At 62.7% G+C, this 20741-nt stretch carries 21 protein-coding genes; 16 read left to right on the top strand and 5 right to left on the bottom strand.

Annotated features, from left to right (window positions below; all coding sequences use genetic code 11):
* Positions 1–96: 96 nt before the first annotated feature.
* Complete coding sequence (locus tag ACNEOT_RS10165) at positions 97–663, bottom strand: TetR/AcrR family transcriptional regulator (RefSeq protein WP_415973868.1); 567 nt, start codon at positions 661–663, stop codon at positions 97–99.
* A gap of 79 nt (positions 664–742) precedes the next feature.
* Between ACNEOT_RS10165 and ACNEOT_RS10160 the strand changes: the two genes are divergently transcribed.
* Genes ACNEOT_RS10160 through ACNEOT_RS10145 form a run of 4 tightly spaced genes read left to right on the top strand, consistent with a single transcriptional unit; the run spans position 743 to position 4224 of the window.
* The gene (locus ACNEOT_RS10160) at positions 743–1537 is read left to right on the top strand and encodes an SDR family NAD(P)-dependent oxidoreductase (protein ID WP_415975091.1); all 795 of its coding nucleotides are present in this window, start codon (positions 743–745) and stop codon (positions 1535–1537) included.
* 43 nt (positions 1538–1580) lie between these two features.
* The gene (locus ACNEOT_RS10155) at positions 1581–2531 is read left to right on the top strand and encodes an alpha/beta hydrolase (RefSeq protein ID WP_415973867.1); all 951 of its coding nucleotides are present in this window, start codon (positions 1581–1583) and stop codon (positions 2529–2531) included.
* A 42-nt stretch (positions 2532–2573) separates the two neighbouring features.
* Entirely contained in the window at positions 2574–3116 is a 543-nt protein-coding gene (locus ACNEOT_RS10150) for a hypothetical protein (RefSeq protein ID WP_415973866.1), read from the top strand.
* Complete coding sequence (locus ACNEOT_RS10145; RefSeq protein ID WP_415973865.1) at positions 3109–4224, top strand: GGDEF domain-containing protein; 1116 nt, start codon at positions 3109–3111, stop codon at positions 4222–4224. The genes ACNEOT_RS10150 and ACNEOT_RS10145 overlap by 8 nt, the downstream gene beginning before the upstream one ends.
* A gap of 155 nt (positions 4225–4379) precedes the next feature.
* Here the strand turns inward: ACNEOT_RS10145 and ACNEOT_RS10140 are convergent, their stop codons facing one another.
* A complete protein-coding gene (locus tag ACNEOT_RS10140; protein ID WP_415973864.1) occupies positions 4380–5027 on the bottom strand; it encodes a hypothetical protein in 648 nt (215 codons plus the stop codon).
* Between the two features lie 117 nt (positions 5028–5144).
* Between ACNEOT_RS10140 and ACNEOT_RS10135 the strand changes: the two genes are divergently transcribed.
* Positions 5145–5300: a hypothetical protein gene (locus ACNEOT_RS10135; RefSeq protein WP_415973863.1), complete on the top strand. Its 156-nt coding sequence runs from the start codon at positions 5145–5147 to the stop codon at positions 5298–5300.
* Between the two features lie 104 nt (positions 5301–5404).
* Here ACNEOT_RS10135 and ACNEOT_RS10130 read toward each other — a convergent pair whose 3' ends face one another.
* Complete coding sequence (locus tag ACNEOT_RS10130) at positions 5405–6349, bottom strand: hypothetical protein (RefSeq protein WP_415973862.1); 945 nt, start codon at positions 6347–6349, stop codon at positions 5405–5407.
* A gap of 188 nt (positions 6350–6537) precedes the next feature.
* Complete coding sequence (locus ACNEOT_RS10125; protein WP_415973861.1) at positions 6538–6945, bottom strand: DoxX family protein; 408 nt, start codon at positions 6943–6945, stop codon at positions 6538–6540.
* Between the two features lie 91 nt (positions 6946–7036).
* Here ACNEOT_RS10125 and ACNEOT_RS10120 point away from each other — a divergent pair, with 91 nt between their 5' ends.
* The 11 genes from ACNEOT_RS10120 to ACNEOT_RS10070 all read left to right on the top strand — a co-directional run bounded on the left by ACNEOT_RS10120 (position 7037) and on the right by ACNEOT_RS10070 (position 20021).
* Positions 7037–8356 carry a competence/damage-inducible protein A gene (locus ACNEOT_RS10120; RefSeq protein ID WP_415973860.1) on the top strand — a complete coding sequence of 440 codons (1320 nt, stop codon included), beginning with the start codon at positions 7037–7039 and terminating at the stop codon, positions 8354–8356.
* A gap of 126 nt (positions 8357–8482) precedes the next feature.
* On the top strand, positions 8483–8893 hold the full coding sequence (locus ACNEOT_RS10115; RefSeq protein WP_415973859.1) for a hypothetical protein: 411 nt from the start codon (positions 8483–8485) through the stop codon (positions 8891–8893).
* Positions 8894–8951: 58 nt separating this feature from the next.
* The gene (locus ACNEOT_RS10110) at positions 8952–9470 is read left to right on the top strand and encodes a YqhA family protein (protein WP_415973858.1); all 519 of its coding nucleotides are present in this window, start codon (positions 8952–8954) and stop codon (positions 9468–9470) included.
* Positions 9471–9544: 74 nt separating this feature from the next.
* A complete protein-coding gene (locus tag ACNEOT_RS10105) occupies positions 9545–12121 on the top strand; it encodes an AMP-binding protein (RefSeq protein WP_415975090.1) in 2577 nt (858 codons plus the stop codon).
* Entirely contained in the window at positions 12112–12711 is a 600-nt protein-coding gene (locus ACNEOT_RS10100) for a sulfite oxidase-like oxidoreductase (RefSeq protein WP_415973857.1), read from the top strand. Before ACNEOT_RS10105 ends, ACNEOT_RS10100 begins: the two co-directional genes overlap by 10 nt.
* 1 nt (position 12712) lies before the next feature.
* Positions 12713–13465, top strand: coding sequence for a ferredoxin reductase (locus ACNEOT_RS10095; protein WP_415973856.1), 753 nt, complete (start codon positions 12713–12715; stop codon positions 13463–13465).
* Between the two features lie 234 nt (positions 13466–13699).
* Positions 13700–15004: an MFS transporter gene (locus ACNEOT_RS10090; protein WP_415973855.1), complete on the top strand. Its 1305-nt coding sequence runs from the start codon at positions 13700–13702 to the stop codon at positions 15002–15004.
* A gap of 169 nt (positions 15005–15173) precedes the next feature.
* Positions 15174–16397: an amidohydrolase family protein gene (locus ACNEOT_RS10085; RefSeq protein WP_415973854.1), complete on the top strand. Its 1224-nt coding sequence runs from the start codon at positions 15174–15176 to the stop codon at positions 16395–16397.
* Positions 16394–17266 carry an alpha/beta hydrolase gene (locus tag ACNEOT_RS10080; protein WP_415973853.1) on the top strand — a complete coding sequence of 291 codons (873 nt, stop codon included), beginning with the start codon at positions 16394–16396 and terminating at the stop codon, positions 17264–17266. Before ACNEOT_RS10085 ends, ACNEOT_RS10080 begins: the two co-directional genes overlap by 4 nt.
* A 63-nt stretch (positions 17267–17329) precedes the next feature.
* The gene (locus ACNEOT_RS10075; RefSeq protein ID WP_415973852.1) at positions 17330–18565 is read left to right on the top strand and encodes a PucR family transcriptional regulator; all 1236 of its coding nucleotides are present in this window, start codon (positions 17330–17332) and stop codon (positions 18563–18565) included.
* 148 nt (positions 18566–18713) lie between these two features.
* Entirely contained in the window at positions 18714–20021 is a 1308-nt protein-coding gene (locus ACNEOT_RS10070) for an NAD(P)/FAD-dependent oxidoreductase (RefSeq protein WP_415973851.1), read from the top strand.
* A gap of 6 nt (positions 20022–20027) precedes the next feature.
* Here the strand turns inward: ACNEOT_RS10070 and ACNEOT_RS10065 are convergent, their stop codons facing one another.
* Positions 20028–20648, bottom strand: coding sequence for a TetR-like C-terminal domain-containing protein (locus ACNEOT_RS10065; RefSeq protein ID WP_415973850.1), 621 nt, complete (start codon positions 20646–20648; stop codon positions 20028–20030).
* Between the last annotated feature and the right edge of the window lie 93 nt (positions 20649–20741).

The raw sequence follows: 20741 nt of genomic DNA, 5'->3' as shown, positions 1-20741 counted from the left end.
GCGCGCATTCGACGAACGCGCGTTCGCCGGATCGATTCCCGACACCGAGCGCACCGATGGAATTTCCCGCCGCGAATGCAAGCAAGTTCTTTGTTGTCAATCAGAGGCGTCGCCAGTCGATGCTCGAGGTATGGCCTCGACCAATCGGTCGATCACTGCTCTCGCGACCTCCGGCGGTGGAGTGTGCGTCAACAACCCCTCCACCACGAAGGTCCCGATGCGCAGCATTGCATCGGCTTCGGAACCGGACAGGCCCGAGGCCTCGATATCGGCTACGAACAACGATTCCGCGAAGTGGTGGAAACCGTTGTGCCAGTTCTCGATTGCCGCCGACTTGGCAACACGGTCGTGCACCGTGGTCACCAGCGGGCCCACCCTCTGCAACCGCTCTACGAGCCAGACCAAACGATCGGCCAGTGATCGGTCCGCGACGGTCAGATAATCTGCCGTATCTTCGACCGCGATGGCGGTCAGTACCGCGACCAGGATGTCGTCCTTGTCGTCGAAATACCAGTACACCGTGTTCGGGGTGATCCCGACAGCCTTCGCCAGTCGACTGATCGATGCTCGCTCGAAGCCGTCGGACACGAACATGTCGCGGGCAGCAGCGACGATGTCGTCACGCTTGCTCTCCCTGTCGTGCAGTCCGCGGTTTCTGGGCATGACAGAGAGTTTATCTTGAATGCCCATCAAGAGACTGCTACCGTTCTTGATGACCGTTCAAGAGATGGAGGCCTGGCAGATGTCGAGTACCGGACGAACAGCTCTGATCACCGGAGCGTCAGCAGGCATCGGTGCGGCGTTTGCCCGCCACCTCGCCGCCGAGGGCCACAACCTCGTTCTGGTCGCCCGCCGCGAGGATCGGCTGACCGCGCTGGCAGACGAGCTCACCCGTCGTCACCGCGTGCGGTGCGACGTGGTGGCCGCAGACCTGGCCGACGGCAACGCTCCCCGCGCCATCATGGAACGCACGCAAGCTCTGGGTGTGAACATCGACATTCTGATCAACAACGCTGGAATGTCCGGCAATTCGAAGTTTGCGGACGCTCCGTTCGAGGCGCTTGCCGCGGAAATACAGGTGATGGTCACGGCCGTGACCGAACTTGCCCACCTCGCGATTCCCGGCATGAAAGAGCGGGGATACGGACGAATCGTCAACCTGTCGTCGTTGGCGGCACTGCTTCCACCCGCAGCCAGTCTGCTGTACACCGGCATCAAGTCCTACGTCCTGCACATGTCGCAAGCACTCGATATGGAGTTGCGTCCGCACGGCATTCATGTGACCGCGCTCTGCCCTGGATTCACCCACAGCGAGTTCCACGACGTCATGGGGACCAGGGATACGGCGACGGCGAAGCTGCCTTCGATGCTCTGGCAGAACCCCGAGGATGTCGTTCGCGAGGGGTGGCGAGCGGTCGAGAACGGAACGCCGGTGTGCGTGCCCGGAATGGTGAACAAGGTGACTGCTGTTGCCGCGAAACCGATTCCGATTCGGATCGGGTATCACCTCAGCAGAACGCTCAATCCCTTCAAATGAATTTCGATCCATACGGCTTACAGCTGAACAGAGGAACAACCGCATGATCACCGACGACCATACCGAATTCACCCGTACCGAGACATCGTTCTCTTCCAACGGAATCAGATGCGCGGTCACGGTCTTTCGTCCCCGCAACCCCGCTGCCGCGACACTGCCGGCAATCGTCATGGCCCACGGGTTCGGCAGTCCTCGGGCAATGCGCCTGTACGCCTACGCGGAGCGTTTCGTAGCGGCCGGCTATGTGGTGTGCGTCTTCGACTACCGATTCTTCGGGGACAGTGAGGGCGAACCTCGCCAGCTGTTGGACGTGCAGGCGCAGCTCGTCGATTGGCGAAACGCAGTCGACTTCGCTCGCTCGCTCGACGGGGTCGACGAAGGCCGGATCATCGGATGGGGCACATCTTTCGCCGGCGGCCACGTACTGACGTTGGCGGGCAACGGGGTTCGGTTCGCAGCGGTCGTCGCCCAGGTACCTCACATCGATGGCATTGCCGCCGTTCGCGCCACCGGGTTCAGACAGGCATTGAGGCTGGCACCGGCCGCCATCACCGACACTGTCCGCAGTGTTCTCGGCCGATCGCCGCGCTATGTCGACAGCGTCGGACTACCCGGCACGCGCGCAGTGATGGTCTCGCCCGACGCCATAACAGGGCGTGACCGCTTGGTCCTCGAGTCCGGTCTGTCGGACGGCGACTACCCCGAAACCGTCGCGGCCCGGATACTGCTCAAAATTTGGCGTTACTCCCCCGGCAGGACGATGGCCGGTATCGACTGCCCCACTTTGGTGCAGATTGCGTCCGAAGACACGGTGACCCCGGCGTCCGTGGCACAACGCGCTGCGGCGAAGGTTCGTGGTGCCACAGTCCGTACGTACACAGGCGGTCATTTCGACCCGTACGTCGAGCCCCTGTTCTCCTCGGTCATACGAGATCAACTGGCCTTTCTCGCCGACAACGTGCCCCTGCGACTCCGGGCCGTCCCCTCCGCCTGACCGCACGGTTCGGTGCACCCACAGTTCTCGGATTGGAACACCATGCCCGACGGCACGAGCAGCTCCGAACTCTGGCTGCTCCGAACCTATTTCGGCGGCGACGATACCGTGCGGACCACCTCGACAGACCAGGCCCGCCGCACACGATCCGCTGAATCAGGTGCCGCCCTTGTCATTTCCTCGGACCGGACGCAGTGTCAGCAGCGCATCCGTCGGGTCATCACGCGACTGGCGACGCGTGCCCAGGCGAACGACGGCTTGTACGTCGCGATCGCCGACAAGCTGACGTTCGTACGCCACGATCGACTACTGCTCACCATCGACTGTTCCGCAGTTCCACCGAACGCCGAACGATCACCCACCGTGCGCATGACTCCACCCAGGGCCTTTCGGTTGGGTATCGACGGTCGATCGCCGAAAGCTGGGCGTTCGATCGAACCGGACCGTCTGTTCAGGCCGGAAGTCGAACACGCACAACGAAACTCGGGGCAACCTGCCGACGATCTCGCGGCAAGCGTCGGCGATGCGATCCGAGCCGGTCTGCGCTGGCGAACGGAGATGACGCGAGACGGTTCCTATGGGTAGACACCGGGAACTGCCTGCGAAATCTGCGCCCACCGACGGCCCGGCGGGCGCTCGGACGTACGACGAAACACCGGACCCGCTGCTGCGAATAGGGGTCGTCGTTCAAACGTTGCTGTTCGGCCTCGTCGGCATCGGCACCACGTTCACTCAGGACGGCCCCACCGAGGGCCTCGGCACTGTGCTGACCTACGCCGTGTGCATCAGTACGATTCCCGTTGCACTGATCATGAGCAAAGCCGATTTCAGGATGGACTGGTGGTCCCGCCGCGCACCCGTCAACAATTGGTTCGTCGTGTACTGCGAACTCGGTGTCACCGCCGTGACCGCAACGTACGCCGACCCACTGGCCGCGCTTCAAGGCGCAATGCTGCTTGCACTGGTCGGTGCGTACGCTGCCCATTTCGCTCGACCGAAAGTGATTTGGTTCCACGTCGCGTGGAGCACCGTCTTCGTGCTCGTACTCGGAGCCCTGGCACTGGCAAGGACTCCGACCGACACCGTATCGATCGTCCTGCGAGTGGTGGTGGCCATCATGGTGATCAACGGCGCTGTCACTCTACTGTCGGCCTTCTCGCGAGCAGTGTTGAAGTCCTCTCGGGTGCATCTGTCCGACGCGATGACCGATCCCTTGACCGGAGTGCTGAACCGGCGGGGCCTCGAAGCCAAAGCAATCGGTACCGACGACGGCGCTGTCCACCCTGCAGTGCTGCTGATCGACATCGACCACTTCAAGTCGGTCAACGACCACCACGGCCATTCCGCGGGTGATGTCGCGTTGCGGCTGACGGCAATGCGATTGACCATGAGCGCCGGCCGGCACGCAACGGTCGCACGACTGGGCGGCGACGAATTCGTCGTCCTCGTTCCGGATCCGACGCCGACACTCGGCGAATTCGCAGAGCGACTTCGGCAAGCCGTCCACAACACCGGCGACGACATCCCGATCACCGTCAGCATCGGTGCCGCTCTGCCACAGGTGGATCGACGCGCCACGCGGAACGTGTTCGACCGCACGCTCGCCGCCGCCGACGAGGCTTCGTACTACGCAAAACGCAACGGCCGCAATCGCGTCGCACTTGCGCGTCCGCCGATCGACAGCGGTCGGTAGATTCACGACACACACCGCGGCGTCGCGAACTTCCTCGGACGGACCTTTCAGTGTCTAAGTGGATTTCACACTTCATGCCGATTGGACGCTCAGGATTCGATGCGCGGTGAACACATACCTGGTCGGCCTGAGTCGTCCGGTCCCGTCGGCGTTGGTCAGGCGGGTGCGCTCGCGCGAAGACCGGGTGCCAGTGCAATATCGACGACTTGCTCGTGCGTCAACACGCCGCGCGCGTTCACATCGATTCGAGTGCCGTCGGGCGCGCTCGCACTGGCACGGTGCGTATCGGTACCGTTCGTCGTGTCGACAACGGTGCCGTCGGCTTGCGTCGAGCGCTCGTCGACGACGCCCGCGAAGCACGGACCGGCGGGCTGATCGGAAAGCCCGACGGTGACTGTCAGAATGCCGGTCCGATTCCCGACGGTGATGGTCCCGAACGCTTCGGCGTCGCCGCTGAGCGACTGCCGTACTGCGACCGCATCGAAACCGAAGGCCGGTGCGAGCGGATCGGGTTCGACTACTGCCCCGGTGGGCAGTGCCGCGATCAGCGCATCGGTCATAGCTCGAGCTTTGGCCTCGAACCTCCACGGCACCTCGGACTTGTCTACGTCGCCTGCGACGACAAATGCGAAATTCACCCGGTGCATGTCCTCGGGCTGCACGACCTCCGCGCAGCCTGGAATGACGACCGGCTCGGGCTGCGGGTTGTGCAACAGGCCGGCCGCAATTGTGCCTGCGGTGACCGTGCCGAGGATCACGGCAACCGTCGACCATGCCGAGGACCGTGTGCCTGTCAATTTCATACAGTCCTTGTCGTTCACGAAACGAGGTGTGTCGCGGGTGTAGTTCTGTGCTCAGCGGGGCACACCTGAAGCGTCCAGCTGTTGGCGACCTTATCGCCTCGACCCTGTGGAGACTCCATGACAATGCCGACCGATGCATCCGACGCAGTTCCCTCCCACGGCAGCAACGACGGCCCACGCGAACACACCCCCGAGACCGACGCGGTCGAAGGCGCACACGTGGACGAGGAGAACGTGCCACACCCGCCGGAGAACGGGAACGGTCAGAACTGAAGCGTCGTCTCACTTCGTTTACTCCGCAAGCACCGCAGTGGAAGCACTCTCCTTACCGGATGCAGTAGTGCTGCACGCGGGCTGCAGCAGGTGCACCTCGATTGTCATTGTTCGACAATGACTTCGATGAGTTCCGGCGGTGCAGCCACAGGAGCGTATCGGTCGACAAGTATCCGTTGGCACCCGTCGAGTTCGACGACGAGATCGACCGGTGCTCCGTTGGTATAGACCGAATCCGACCACGATGTCGTTGCCACCGATGTGGCGACACGGTCGCACGGCTCCGACGGGACGAAATGCAAGAAGTCCCGGTAGGGAAGCGAATACGAGCTGTCGTTCCTCTGTGCACCGAGGAATATGGGAACGGGCCCCGACAGGTCGAACAGGCAGAACGACGACGATCCGTATGCAGTCGAATCGATTCCGGTTGCATCACCCGCGGCCGGAGCGGTGTAGACGGGTGAACAGTTGAACAAATACGAAACGCCTGCTGTATCGATCCGGACTTCGTGCTCGACGGCCTCTACTTCCGCGAGCATCGCCATTCCATGCAGTCCGAGCGCGTTTTCGAAGCCGCAGTCGGACAACGGGTATGACGGCTCCACCGCCTGCCCATGCACGTCGACGAGCCACATGTCGAGTCGCATGGGGAGGCTGTAGGTACTACACATGAAGGGAGGTGTTCGGCGCGAAGACGGTGCGTTGATCTCCTTGATCGCTGCCTCGAAATTCCCTGCATAGCTTCGCTCGAAGTACGTTGCCGTTCCGTCTGCGTCCACCCGCGGTCCGATGTACGAATCGCACACGACGGCCTTGACCGGGTGAAACGTGTCCGGAACCGTTCCTCGTGAGGGGCGAGGTACCGCAGGCGGTTGAGGAGGTGGAGCTGCGAGAAACGACGAAACGTCCTGCGGCAATGCACACGCGAATGCATCGACCGAGCCGATCGAGGCGACCGCGCGCGGTTCTGGAGCGGTCACGACTCCGCAGGCGACGAACGACGACAGCACCGCAACGAAGGCGGTCAGGCCCAGACGTCGTCCGATCATCCTTGCAGCTTATGTGCGCTCGGCACGCTCAGATACCGCACAGCCGCGCTTGATGAATTGTCCAACTGGGGCAGGGCGGGAAGTGGCCTCCAAGCCCCGTAACGAGGACCACGCCCCCTTGGAGGACGGACCAGACCGCGCCACGCGCATGGGGCATCCCACGACGGTACCCGCGTGAACCGGGATATCTACGTTCTGCGTAGCGGGATGATGCTACGAACGCGCTCGTCCCGCAGATACAGCGCTGCCCACGCTGCGATCCCCACGTAGATCGCGAAGAACACCGTGCTCAGCAAAGGCTTCTCGACACGCCAATTGGTCAGCACCGCGCCGCCGAGATACCCGGTGAGCACGACGGCTCCCAGGATCGACGTCGCAGGAATTGCGTACAGCACCAGGATGACCAGCATGACGAAGCCGGTGATGGGTGCCATCTCGTCGCGCAGGCCGAGGTCGACGGACGCGTCTTTGACCACCTGCAAGTTCAGGATGTGGCTGATCGCGTCGAACAGGAGGAAGGCGATCACTAGAATCCGTAGAACGAGGCCGATCCGCGGGGCGGTCTTCCCCGGCGTGGGGGTGTGAGTGGTGGTCATGACTGTCTCCTCGGTAATGGTCGGTGTCAGTTGTTGGACCCGGGCCGACCGCAAAAGTCACCGGCGTACGCGAAGTCAGTAAGGTCGAAGAATGACTGTGCGAGCAGGTGTGGTGGTCACGGGAACGGAAGTACTGGCTGGTCGAGTCACCGACCGAAACGGCCCGTGGGTGGCTCGGCAACTTCTCGAGATGGGGGTCGACGTTGCTCACATCACCGTCTGCGGTGACCGACCGGGCGATCTGACTGCGCAAGTTCGGTTTCTCGCCGATCAGCGCGTCGACCTGATCGTCACCACCGGAGGTCTGGGTCCCACCGCCGACGACCTCACCGTCCCAACCGTGGCCGCGCTGTACGGCCGCGAATTGCAACTGGACGTCGAGCTCGAGAAACGCATCGACGCGATCGTGAAGCGGTGGCGAAGCCGGCTCAGTTCTGCAGCCGACTCCGAGCCGCTACGGGCCGGTATCCGCAAACAGGCCATGGTTCCTGCTGGTGCGCAGTCGATTTCACCGACCGGAACAGCTCCGGGGGTCGCGATACCGGCGGACGGTTCGAGGTCGCTGCCCGCAGTTCTGATATTGCCGGGCCCGCCTCGCGAACTGCAGGCGATGTGGCCGGAGGCAATCGGCAGCGCACCCGTCGCCGAGGTACTGGCCCGCCGCACGCAGATGCGTCAGGACACCATTCGCGGCTACCGACTCTCCGAGGCCGATCTCGCCGCAACACTGCGAACGGCAGAAAGCGAGATCCCGGGATTCGGTGATCTGGAGATCACCACCTGCCTGCGGCTCGGAGAGCTCGAGATGGTGACCCGCTACGCGGAGTCGGCCGCAGCCGCGTACACCGATCTCGCAGCTCTCGTCGACAAACATCATGGTGCACAGGTCTTTTCGACCGACGGATCCACCATCGACGATATCGTTGCGACACGCTTGTCCGGCCATCGAATCGCCACCGCCGAATCGTGCACGGGCGGAATGATCGCTGCACGCCTCACCGATCGCGCAGGATCGTCGGCGTACGTCATCGGCGCGGTGGTGTCCTACGCCAACGAGGCGAAGACCGGCCTGCTCGACGTCCCCACCGACATCCTCGACCAGCACGGAGCCGTCAGCGAACCGGTTGCGGCCCTGATGGCAGAAGGCGCACTGAAACGAGTGGGCGTCGACATCGCAGTGTCGACCAGTGGCATCGCCGGACCAGGCGGAGGAACCGAGACCAAGCCGGTCGGCACCGTCTGCTTCGCCATTGCCGTCGCCGGCCGACCGACCGTCACCCGCACTCTTCATCTCCCAGGGGACCGAGCAAGTGTGCGTGCGCTGTCCACCACCGCGGCGATGCATATGCTCGCCGACGCGTTGCGATCCTCTCCGACCGATCTCGGTTCCGTTCACGACCCCGGTGTCTGAAAACCCGGCTATCCGGTCAGGTCCGCCAGCCCTCATGGCCGGCGTCGATGCGCAGGGGAAGTCGCCGAACAGTACGGCTCGCCATGTATAAACAACGGTGAACCGTGGCGATTTTCATCACCGCAGATGCTGGTCATTCGAAAACCGTTGCGCACGAATGCGAAAAAGTCGCCTATGCCCGATCCGACCGATTCACAGAGGATGCCGGTGAAGCTGAAACTGGTTGCCGTCGTCGGGGTATCGCTCATGTTTGCGGCTGTACTTTTTGCCTGGTTTGCGCAGACTTACCACTCTGTGTCGTGGTTTCTCGATCCGCCTCCGAACATTTCGGTGGCAGGCCGCAACTACAAGCCAAGCAGTTTTCCGCCTTCCACGAATCTCCCCGTCAGGGAGGGCATCGAGTGGGAAGTGAAAGGCCACATGTGGCCGCTGGGATACGACATCTATGGGGCACGCGGATACCCAACGCCCGTCGAGATGGAGCTCGAATGGCGAGACGGTTCGTACTACCAGTACTCGTTACAAGGAGGCCCCTGATCGAGTCGTTTACGCATCGACAGTCCAGGAAGGACCGACAGCCCAGGAAGGATCGAACATGACGTCACCGCCAGACAACTCCGACCAGCCTTCGCACCCTTCCGGGGACAGGCGCGCGACCGGTCGTCGACTTGCCGTGGAACAGGTCCGTTTCATAAGCATTATCGGCGCATCGACAGCTCTGCTCCTGTCTGCCGTCACGTACATGTGGGCCTTGGCAAAAGGTGCGGATTTCGTCCGACTACTCGTAGTCGAAGGCCTCTCCTCCGACAAGGCGCTCGTCAAACTGTTCGAGAGCATCGACTCCATCTTGATCGCGACTGTGCTGCTGATTGTCGGATTCGGCTTGTGGGAGTTGTTCGTCCACGACCTCGACCTGCCGCCTTCGCTGACAACCACCTCCTTCGGGCAGTTGAAGAGACAGACGGCTGGAACGCTGCTGCTTGTATTGGTCGTTCGCTTCCTCGAAGTCTCCATCACCAGGCCGGAACCGGACCAGCTGATTGCACAGGGTGTGTCCACTGCTCTGGTGGGCGGTCTGCTGATCGTGTTCGCAACCTGGCATCGCAGTCCTTGAACGCCGACGTCAGATAGTCGGCCGCCGAGTTAGGGTCGGCAGCCCTTATATAGACTCCGGCGGTGCTCAGCGAGATGAACGACGTCGACTGCCGTGGTGTGCGCTTCGCGCGCGACCTCGGCCGCTTCGGCGATCAGCCTGCGCTGACCACGGCTCACGAGGCTGTCACCTACCGCGACCTCGACGAACGCGTCGAGCGTCAGGCATCGGAATTCGGCGCGAAGCGAGTTCTGGTGCTGATCGCCGGTGCCAACGACATCGACGTGGTGGTCACCTATCTCGCGGCGCTGCGGGCCGGGCATCCGGTGCTGCTGGCTCCGGGTGACAATCCCGATCATCTCGACGGCCTCATCGACGCGTACCGGCCCGATGTCGTGGTACGCAACGTCGACGGCCGCACTGTCATCGAGAAACTCGGCCGGCGACACAGGCATCGGCTGCACCCCGACCTCGCGCTGCTTCTCAGCACATCCGGTTCGACCGGATCACCCAAACTCGTTCGGCTCTCGCACCGAAACGTGCAGGCCAATGCCGAATCCATCGCCGAGTACCTCGGCATCCGCGCCACCGACCGCGCCGTGACGACGCTACCCATGCACTACTGCTACGGGTTGTCGGTCGTGCACAGCCACCTGCTGCGCGGTGCCGCACTGATTCTGACCGACTCCTCAGTCACCGATTCCGCATTCTGGGACATGGTTCGAACCCACCGCGGCACCACGTTCGCAGGCGTGCCGTACACCTTCGATCTGCTCGACCGTGTCGGGTTCGACGAGTTGGATCTACCCGAGCTGCGCTACATCACGCAGGCCGGGGGCAAGATGTCGCCGGACCGCGTCCGGAGGTACGCCGAGCTGGGTCGACGTCGGGGATGGGACTTGTTCGTCATGTACGGGCAGACCGAGGCGACCGCCCGAATGGCCTATCTGCCACCGGATCTGGCCGCCACTCACCCACACACCATCGGACGTCCGATTCCCGGCGGATCCTTTCACCTGCAACCGGTCCAGGACTCCCCCAGCGGGACAGGCGAACTCGTCTACTCCGGACCGAACGTCATGCTCGGCTACGCCGAGAGCCCCGAAGATCTACGACTCGGTGACACCCTCGCGGGCGAACTGCACACCGGCGACCTCGCGCGGATCACGGATGACGGATTCTACGAGGTGGTAGGCCGTCGTAGCCGGTTCGCGAAAGTGTTCGGGCTACGTATCGACCTGCAGCATGTCGAGTCGACCCTCGCCCAGCGCGGGCTGACGGTCTGCTGCACCGGCGGTGTCGACGAGCTCGTCGTCGTCGCGGAGGACGGCGACGTCGACGCAGTCCGCCGCACGGCAGCGCAGAACAGCGGTCTTCCCATCGCAGCAGTACGGGTGTGCCTCGTCGACCAACTACCGCGTACGTCCACCGGTAAACCCGACGTGCGAGCGGTTGCGGAGATCGCGGGCCGGCACGACCCCAACCCATCGCAGGCGTCCGCCGACGACGTCAAGGCTTTGTTCGCCGAGATCCTGCACTGCTCACAGGTGCAGGACGACAGTACGTTCGTCAGTTTGGGCGGTGACTCGCTCTCGTACGTCAGCATGTCCATGCGGCTGGAGGACATGCTCGGCCACCTGCCCGAGAACTGGCACACCACCCCGGTCGGAGACTTCCATCGGGGCCCGCGCCTGCGCCGCGGCTGGCGCCGAGTGGAGACGAACGTTCTGCTGCGCGCCCTCGCGATCGTGCTGATCGTCGGCTCGCACATTCATCTGTTCGCGGTGCTCGGTGGGGCACACGTATTGCTCGGAATAGCCGGCTACAACTTCGCCCGTTTTCACCTCGGCGCGGCCGATCGCACCGAACGGACCCGACGTGTGCTCCGAAGCGTCGCCCGGATCGGCGTCCCCAGCATGGTGTGGATCGGATCGGTCGTCGCCCTCACCGGGGACTATCGAGTCACCAGTGCATTCCTGCTCAACGGGATCCTCGGCCCGGACGGATGGTCTGCAGAATGGCGGTACTGGTTCGTCGAGGCAATCGTGTACATCGTGCTCGCTGCTACGGCCGCTCTGTGCGTGCCGTTGCTCGACCGTCTCGAGCGTGGTCACCCGTTCTGGTTTCCGATGGGACTCGTGGGCCTGGGACTCATCACCCGCTATGGGCTGATCGAGATCGACGGCAGCCCCAATCGAATCCTGACCGCGTCGGTGGTGTTCTGGTTGTTCGCCTTGGGTTGGGCCGCAGCACAGGCAAACACGGTGTGGCACAGGTTGTGCGTGACGGCGGCAATCGTGGCCACGGTGCCCGGGTTCTTCTTCGGCGACGCGCAACGAGAAGCAATCGTCGCCATCGGCCTGTGCATGTTGGTGTGGCTGTCGTCGGTCCCATTTCCCGCGATGGTGAGCCGGGTAGCAGGAGTGTTGGCCAGCGCGTCTCTCTACATCTACCTGACGCATTTCCAGATCTACCTACCGCTGCGCGACGACCACCCCTGGTTGGCGTTCGCACTGTCGATCATCGTCGGGATTCTGTACTGGCAAGCGGTCGATTTCGCACTCTCCCTCCGCGGTCGAATCGTCGATTTCTTCGCAGACCGCCCGAGAACACGCGCGTCCGACTTGTCAGACTCCCGACCACGAGCGCACAATTTGCCACCATGGCATTGATCTCGAAGGGCTTCGTGGGTCGCCGACGCGGCGACGACGGGCGCACTCCCCCCGGTCAGTATCTGACCAAGGATTTTCCCGTCCTCGCGATCGGGCCCGCGCCCGTGGTCGCGACCGACACGTGGTCGTTCTCGGTCACCACCGAACGCGGTGCCACGCGTAGCTGGACCTGGGACGAATTCGCGGCACTTCCGCACGAGACTCCGACGGTCGACATCCACTGCGTCACCAAGTGGTCGAAGCTCGACACCACCTGGAAGGGCGTGAGCCTGGACGTTCTGCTCGACGGTCTCGAGACCGATGCCGGGTACGTCGTGGTGCACGGCTACGACGGCTACACCACCAACCTCCCGCTCGAAGATCTCAGAGATGGGAAGGCATGGCTGGTCACCGAATTCGACGGTGCTCCCCTGGCACGCGAACACGGTGGTCCCGCAAGGCTTCTCGTTCCGCATCTGTATTTCTGGAAGTCCGCGAAGTGGATCTCACGTATCGAGCTCACCCTGGAGAACGAGCAGGGCTTCTGGGAGCGCGGTGGGTACCACGACTACGGAGATCCGTGGCGCGAGCAGCGATACCAGGGCGACTGACGTGACATCGGCGGCTGGGGCGAAACCCTGGCTCGTTGCCACGGTGCAGTCCGTCCGGCGTGAGACACCCACCGCGTCGACGCTGGTTCTGGACGTCGACGGATGGCCCGGCCATCTTGCCGGACAGCATGTGGACGTCAAGCTCACCGCCGAGGACGGTTACAGCGCGCAGCGAAGCTACTCCTTGGCCTCGGCGCCCGACGGCACGTCGCGCATCGAGATCGCGGTACAGAATGTCCCGGACGGCGAGGTATCGCCCTACCTCGTCGAGGCCGTGGAGGCCGGCGATCGCATCGAGCTCCGCGGGCCGGTGGGCCGGTGGTTCGTCTGGCGGCCGTCCCAACCCTCCGAGACCCCGTCTCCGCCGATCCTGTTGGTGGGGGGCGGTTCCGGCATCGTCCCGCTCCGCGCAATGGTTCGCGCGCAGGCGTCCGCGACGGGCGGACGGGTGCCCTTCCGGGTGCTGTACTCCGTCCGCGAACCCGCGGAGGTCTATTTCGCGGACGAGTGGGCTCGCCCTCCGGCCGGCGTGGACGTCACGATGATCCACACGCGGCGTGCTCCTGCCGGCAGCGCACGGCCTCTCGGCCGCATCACGGTCGACGACCTCGACGCCCACGGATGGCCGGCGGAATTCGAGCCGCGATGCTACATCTGCGGCCCCACAAGTTTCGTCGATACCGTGGCCGACATGCTGGTGGGGCGGGGTCACTCGGCGGCGAACATCCGAACAGAGCGTTTCGGACCGAGCTGACGCCGACCGCCGACATCTTCGCACCGACCCGTGTGCGACAAGTGCCGAGGTTTCACGCAGCAGTTCTGAACAATTGACGATGCCGCAGCCGACGTCTGCTGCCATAGGCTTTCGTCATGTCGAAATGATCTCCGAATTCTCCTGAGGACCAACGGTTTTCCTTCTCCCGGCACCAGGAGACATCGGCGTCCGGCTGTCGTCGAACAATGTCCACCCACCACCGAAGGAACAACGATGACCGGTGAAACCGATGTTCCCGTCGAGAGCCCGACAGAAGCGTCGACCGCGCGGTCGCTCACGCGTCGAAAAGCACTCATAGCCGGGGCAACAGGAAATATCGTCGAGTGGTTCGATTTCACCATCTACGGCTTCAGCGCCGCCGTTCTGGCGAAAGTGTTCTTCCCAGCAGAGTTCGGCAGCGGCGCACTCCTGGCCACGTTCGCTCTGTACGGAGTCGCATTCTTGGCCAGACCAGCAGGCGGCGTCTTCTTCGGTAGGCTCGGTGACCGGTTCGGCCGACGAGGAGCGCTCTCCCTTGCCATCACTCTCATGGGTTGCTCGACAGCAGCGATAGGCCTGCTGCCGACCTACGCTTCGATCGGGGCCGCTGCCCCACTACTGCTTCTGGTATGCAGACTGGTACAGGGGTTTTCGGCTGGAGGTGAGTACACCGGAGCAGCCACCTTCGTCGTCGAACATGCGCCGTACCACCGTCGTGGACTCTATGCAGGAATAATTGCCGGCTCGTCGTTCGTCGGAAGCATTTTTGCCACGGTCACGGTGCTGTCGTTCAATTCCGTTGGCGCAGAGTACTTCCTGAACGGAGGGTGGCGTTGGCCGTTCCTCATCGGAGGAATTGTCGCGCTCGGGGGCCTCTTCCTCAGGCTCGCAGTCGAGGAAACTCCGGCTTTCACCGAAATGAAAGAAAAGAAATCACTTCCGACCCGCCCTCTGGCCGATCTGTTCCGAAACCACTGGCGGTCATTGATCACCGCATTCGTCTACTTCGCCTCACTCGGAGTGGCTACTCATATGCTGATCGGATACATGCCGACATTCTTGATACACGCAGCAGCTGTGTCGAGCACAACTGCTCTGCTGCTGACGTCGAGCGCTCTGATCCTCGCCGTCCCCCTGTACATCGGCTTCGGAGCCACGGTGGACCGAGTCGGTAGGCGACCCCTCGTCAGGATCGGAATGGTGTCGTCGATCTTCGTCGCGGTACCCAGCTACCTTCTCATCGGAACGGGGAACATCGTCGCGATCGCAATTGCGTTGCTGGCCCTGGTCATTGTGCAGTCGTTGCTTGCTTCCGCACTTCTCGCAGTTCTGGAGATGATGCCGACCCATGCGCGATTCACGGGTACTGCGCTGCCCTACAACGTCGCCTACGCGCTCTTCGCAGGTACCGCGCCACTGGTGTGCGAGGCACTGGTGAACGCCACCGGTAGCAACCTGTCTCCAGCGTTCTACGCCACCGCGATCGCAGCGATTGCCCTTCCCGTTCTGTGGCGCGGAATACCCGAATCGAAAGCGTAGACCCACGAACACGACATCTGTCGATAGTCGATCGCAGAAGTCGCAACGCTCGGCCACTGTAGGTTCGGGTGCGAAGACACCATGATGTATTCAGCTGCCCAGCAGTACATGCGCCGCAGTTGGCGCGCATCGACGGGTAAGTCTGTCGAGGCGAAGACCTGGAGGTTACGTGGCGGAGACGTGGTACGCGGGAGGAAGAGTCGCGGACGGTTCCGGTAGAGATCCATCCGCCGTGGATGTCTGCGTAACGGACGGCATCATCACGAAAATCGGACAAGCCCCATCGGGCGCGACGACCGTCGACCTGGACGGCAGGCTTCTGACACCCGGACTGATGGATGCCCACGTTCATCTGGGCCTGTCCAGCCCCATCAGAGCGCAGTTCGGATTCGAACTGTCTGCCGCCGAAATCGCCGCCGACATCTTCACATCGGCGGGCTTCGCACTCGACGCCGGCTTCACGACGGTTCGCGACACCGGCGGAATCGATGGTGGCGTCGTCGGTGTCCTCGCCAAGGGCAAGGTGCGAGGACCGCACGTTCTGTCGTGCGGCCCGGTCCAATGCCAAGTGGGCGGGCACGGATACTACGGTGCCGAGTGGGAACCCACGGCAATGTGGACAGAGCACCATATTCCGGGCCTGTGCGCGTTGTCGCTGATGTCCGGGAACGCCGACGAACTTCGAAAGAACGTTCGTGAAACGTTTCGCCGGGGTGCCACCTTCCTGAAATTGTGCGTGACCGGCGGCGTCGTCGGAGGGCACGATCGCCTGGCAGACACCCAGTTCACCGTCGACGAAATTGCAGTAGCCGTCGAGGAAGCCGCAGCGCGGGGCACGTACGTCACGGTGCATGCGCACGGCAAAGAGGGCATTCGTAATGCGATACGGGCCGGAGTGCGGTGCATCGAACACGGCACCGACATCGACGAACAGACTGCGGCATCGATGCGCGAGCACGACGTTGCCGTCGTGCCCACCTTCGCCGTGATCGAACAGCTGTTGGACGATGGTGTGGCGGATGTGGATCCCACGACCGTGGAGCGAGTGACAGGAGTTCGAGAACGGATGGCGGCCGCTCTCGAGATCGCTCGCTCGAACGGTCTGAGGATCGGCCTCGGCTCCGATCTCATCGGACCGAATCAGCAACGCAGAGGCGAAGAGTTACGCCTGCGATCGGAGCTGGAATCGCCGATGCACGCGTTGGTGTCCGCGACGAGTGTCAATGCGAACATCCTCGGCGTGGGCGACACCGTGGGAACGGTCCACGTCGGAATGCGAGCAGACCTCACCGTGTGGCAAGAAGACCCCCTCGAAGATCCCGGTGTCTTCGCAAATCCCGACATGGCCGTTCTGGTGGTCAAGAGCGGCGCAACAGCAAAGGACATTCGTTGAGCACGATATTGCATGGCTGCCTGACCGATACCGAATACCTCGAAATGACGTCCCGGTCCGGGCACCGCTACGGAATTTGGATCACGACACCTCCCGGATACACAGAGTCCGGCGATGCCGTGCCCCTGATCTACGTACTGGACGGAAATTGGACCGTGGGTTTCACGGCACCGCTCATCGTCGTTCAAAGGGATCCGTTTCTGAATGTCGCGCCCTACATTCAGGTGACCGTCGGCTATGCCGGCGACGAGGCGTCGGACTGGTCGCGGCTCCGCAACCGCGACCTCGTACCGACCGGGGAACCGATCGGCGACGACGTGGTGGCGGCATTGGAATCGGCCCGCGAAACGGGGACGATGAGCCAGAAGGACATCGATGCCTACATCGAGGAAATCTCGGACTGCAATGCGGACGCGTTTCTCGAATTTCTCATTCAGGAGCTGCACCCTCTGTTGCAGTCTCGCCTACGCGTCAGCGAGTCGGGTCACGGTCTGTTCGGGTATTCGTACGGTGGCCTCTTCGCTCTGTATGCGTGGCTTCGTGGCGGGACCCCGTTCGCAACGGTCGGTGCCGGCACTCCGGGGATCAGCAGCGCAGAGAGCCAACTGTTCGACATGATCCGGGCTCTGCCCGAACGCACCGAAGGCGACACGGGCACCCCTCGCCTCCACGTCACCCTGAACGAGGTCGAGCTCTGGGGTGACGTCCCCGTGTATCGAGGAATAGCACGAAATGTACTGAGGGCGCTGGAGAATTTGCGTGCCGAAGGCCGAGCCGACGTCGTGTCGACCTCGATGCTCGACGAGACGCACGTGACCGGCGTACAGGCATCGTTCCTGAGCTACTTGAAGGAATGTCACGTTCGGTGATCGAGTGGGGCAGCTGCTCTAACATTCGATAGAGCCGGTTCGGCAGTTGTGAGGAGGGTGGCCATGCCCATCGACGATCTGCAGCCACTCGTCGACGACTTGGCCGGGCAGCTCCACCGCTCTGTGGCCATCGACGATCCATCGATCCGACTCCTCGCAGCGAGTCGACACTTCGGCGACGAAGACTCCCTGAGAATCACGTCCATTCTGAATCGGGCGGTTCCTGACGAGGTTTCGCGCCCTCTGCTCGCTTCCGGCATCGGCACATGGATCAAACCTGGCCTGGCTCACCCCGATGTGCCCGGAAGCCAGCAGCGGCTCTGTGTACCGATCCGGTGCAAGAGCCTTCTCCTGGGCTTTCTCTGGCTCATCGACACCGACGAAAATCCTCTGACCACGTCCGATATCGACAAGGCGGAGAACACCGCTTTGCGAGCGGGAATAGTTCTGTACGAACGCCTACTGATTCGCGAGCGATCGAACGATCGTCGTGAAGCGATCCTCCGCAACCTCGTCGACTCGGCCGACGATGTCAGACAGAAGGCCGTCGAGGATGCACTGGTAGAACAATTGATCGCTGATCAAGCCACGCACTATCGAATCGTCGCAGCTCAGCGACAGAGTGCGGATTCGGAGGAAACGTCGGATGACGTAGCCGTAGAGGTGGCGATGCAGGAAGGGCTGCAGGCACTTCCGAACGGCACCGGCTCGATGGTCGTGGACCGATCGCGCGTGTGGCTGCTACTTGCGACGACGGACTCGACGACACAACACCAACTGAAACACCTCACAGAGCGAGCGACTACCCGATTTCGCCAACTGACCGGAAACCACAGCCGATTCGTACTCGGCGTCAGCGATAGCGTGAACGAACTCGGCCAGGTGTACCGAGCCTATCGACAGTCTCTCATCGCAATTCGCGCCGCGCTGCTGGTCCCGTCTTTCGGCGGCGTGGCGCAATGGGGGCATCTCGGTCCTTACGACACGCTTCTGCGCATGTCGAGCAGCGACATAGCCACTGCCGCAGACACTTCGCCGATTGCCGCCCTACACGCAGCGGACCGGCAACAGGTGTTCGTGACGACGCTCGACGCATTCTTCGACAACGCCTGCGATATCCGAAGGACAGCGGACCTGCTGTGCATCCATCGTGCGACCCTCTATCAACGACTCAAACGTATCGAACAGATCACCGGCTGCAGTCTCGACAACGGCGACGATCGCCTCACCCTGCATCTGGGACTGAAGCTGAAGTCGCTGGCTACAGCCAGGGAGTCGTGGGGCCGGGCGGTTCCATGACATCTAATATGCGCTACACAAGATGCATCGGCGACGGCCGAACTGTTCACAGATGTCGATAGCGTTGCGCGCCGGACTGGGTGAAACTGTTGTTGTGCAACGGGATCACGTTCTCATCGACAGCGCGACGGAATCATCTGGAGGAACAGTGCCACGATCGACCGACGTGATAGTTGTGGGAGCCGGGGTGATCGGGAATTCCGTTGCCTACGAACTCGCGGCGCAGGGCTACCGCGTCCTCGTGATCGACAAGGAGGGTGGTTCGGGATTCGGATCCACCAGTGCCTCGAGCGCGATAATCCGGTTCAACTACTCGACCTTCGACGGTATGGCCACAGCATGGGAGGCCGCCCAGTGCTGGAAGAAGTGGCCCGAGCATCTGGGCAACGTCGGCTCGACCGATGTGGCCCGATTCACGGAGTGCGGCATGGTGTTTCTCGATGTGGACCTTGCACCGCGTGAACGTACGGTTCGCCTGTTCGACGAGATCGGTGTGAAGTACGAGCTGTGGGACTCGACCACGCTGGCCGATCGAATCCCGGGAATCGATGTCGGCAAATACTACCCACCGAAACCTGTCGACAGCGATTCTTTCTACGCCGACGCGGATGCCTCGCTCGGTGCGGTGTTCACGCCCGAGGCCGGGTTCGTCGACGATCCGCAGCTCGCCGCTGCCAACCTCGGTGCTGCCGCGGCTGCGAAAGGAGCCGTCCATTCGTTCCGTACGAGAGTGACTCACATCGAACAACAGGCCTCTGGACACTGGATGGTTCAGTTGGACAACGGCGACACCGTGGAAGCCCCGATCGTCGTCAACGCGGCAGGTCCATGGTCGGGCACCCTCAATGAAATGGCAGGCGTCGGTGCCGATTTCACTGTCACCGTCCGCCCCCTACGACAAGAGGTGCATCACGTAGCGGCCCCTGGCGGATACAACCAGCAGGCTCGGCTCGGGCCGATGATCGCCGATCTCGATCTCGGAACCTACATGCGACCGGACCAAGGCGGGGGGTTCTTGATCGGAGGCACCGAGCCGGAATGCGACCCGCTGGAGTGGATCGACGACCCCGACCGCGCCAACCCGAACCGCACCGCCGATCGTTTTCAGGCACAGGTCCTCAGAGCCGCCCGGCGACTTCCGCACCTTCCGGTACCGTTCCAGCCCAGGGGAATTGCCGGGGTCTACGATGCAGCCTCGGACTGGACCCCGATCTACGACAGAACCGATCGGCCGGGCTTCTACGTCGCAATGGGCACCAGCGGAAACCAGTTCAAGAACGCTCCTGTCGTCGGCCGCATACTGGCGACCCTGATCGAAAAGGTCGAAGCAGGTCACGATCACGACGTCGATCCTGTTGTCTACACGGGACCGCACACCGGCGTGAAGATCGATCTCGGATCCTTCTCCCGTCGCAGGGAATTCAACGCAGAGTCGACCGGAACAGTGTTGGGCTAGAGCCGGTTACGCGTGTTTTCCCTCTCTCGAAGTCGGACCGCAGTAATCGATCACGGTGGTCACCAGGTTGTCGATGAATCCGGCGTCGCATGGTTGCCGAGTGAGAAGATGACGAAAATGGATCGGGCCGATCAACAGTTCGATGGCGGTGCGGGCATCGACTTCGGCAGCTACCTCGGCACGGGCCGATGCGCGCGAGAACATCACTTCGACGGCCTCGAACCGCTGTCGCCAGAACACGTCGCGCGCCTCGGCGATCTCGGGCGAGTCGGCGATCGACGCGAGAGCCCGAAGCAGACCCTGCCCGATACCGGATTGCAAGTAGTCGTCGAGCGCGGATGCGAAGGCGGTCAGATCACCGCGGAGGGTTCCCGTGTCGGGTACCGGCAGCGTGCGTCCACTACCGGTGAGCAGAACGTCGAGAACCAAATTCTCTCGCGTGCCCCATCGTCGGTAGATCGTGCTGTCACGCACTCCGGACCGGCGACTGATGTCAGGAATGCCGACCTTCTCGACACCGACCTCGAGAACGACGTCGAACACAGCCCGGTGAACGGCCTCCGTCACTTTGGCGGCGCGTCCACCCGGCCGACGACGTCGTCCGGCATCCCCAGCTGTCTCGTTCACGCTGCCAGGCTAAAGCAGAGATTCTTGCTTTTAGTGGACGAGCATCCTACAGTGCGTTAAAGCAGACTTTTCTGCGCCAAGGGACGGGGGTCA

The sequence above is a fragment of the Rhodococcus sp. 077-4 genome, assembly GCF_047782425.1.
Taxonomy (GTDB): Bacteria; Actinomycetota; Actinomycetes; order Mycobacteriales; family Mycobacteriaceae; genus Rhodococcoides.
The sequence above is the reverse complement of the archived record's forward strand: the minus strand, read 5'-3'. Positions and strand labels throughout refer to the sequence as shown.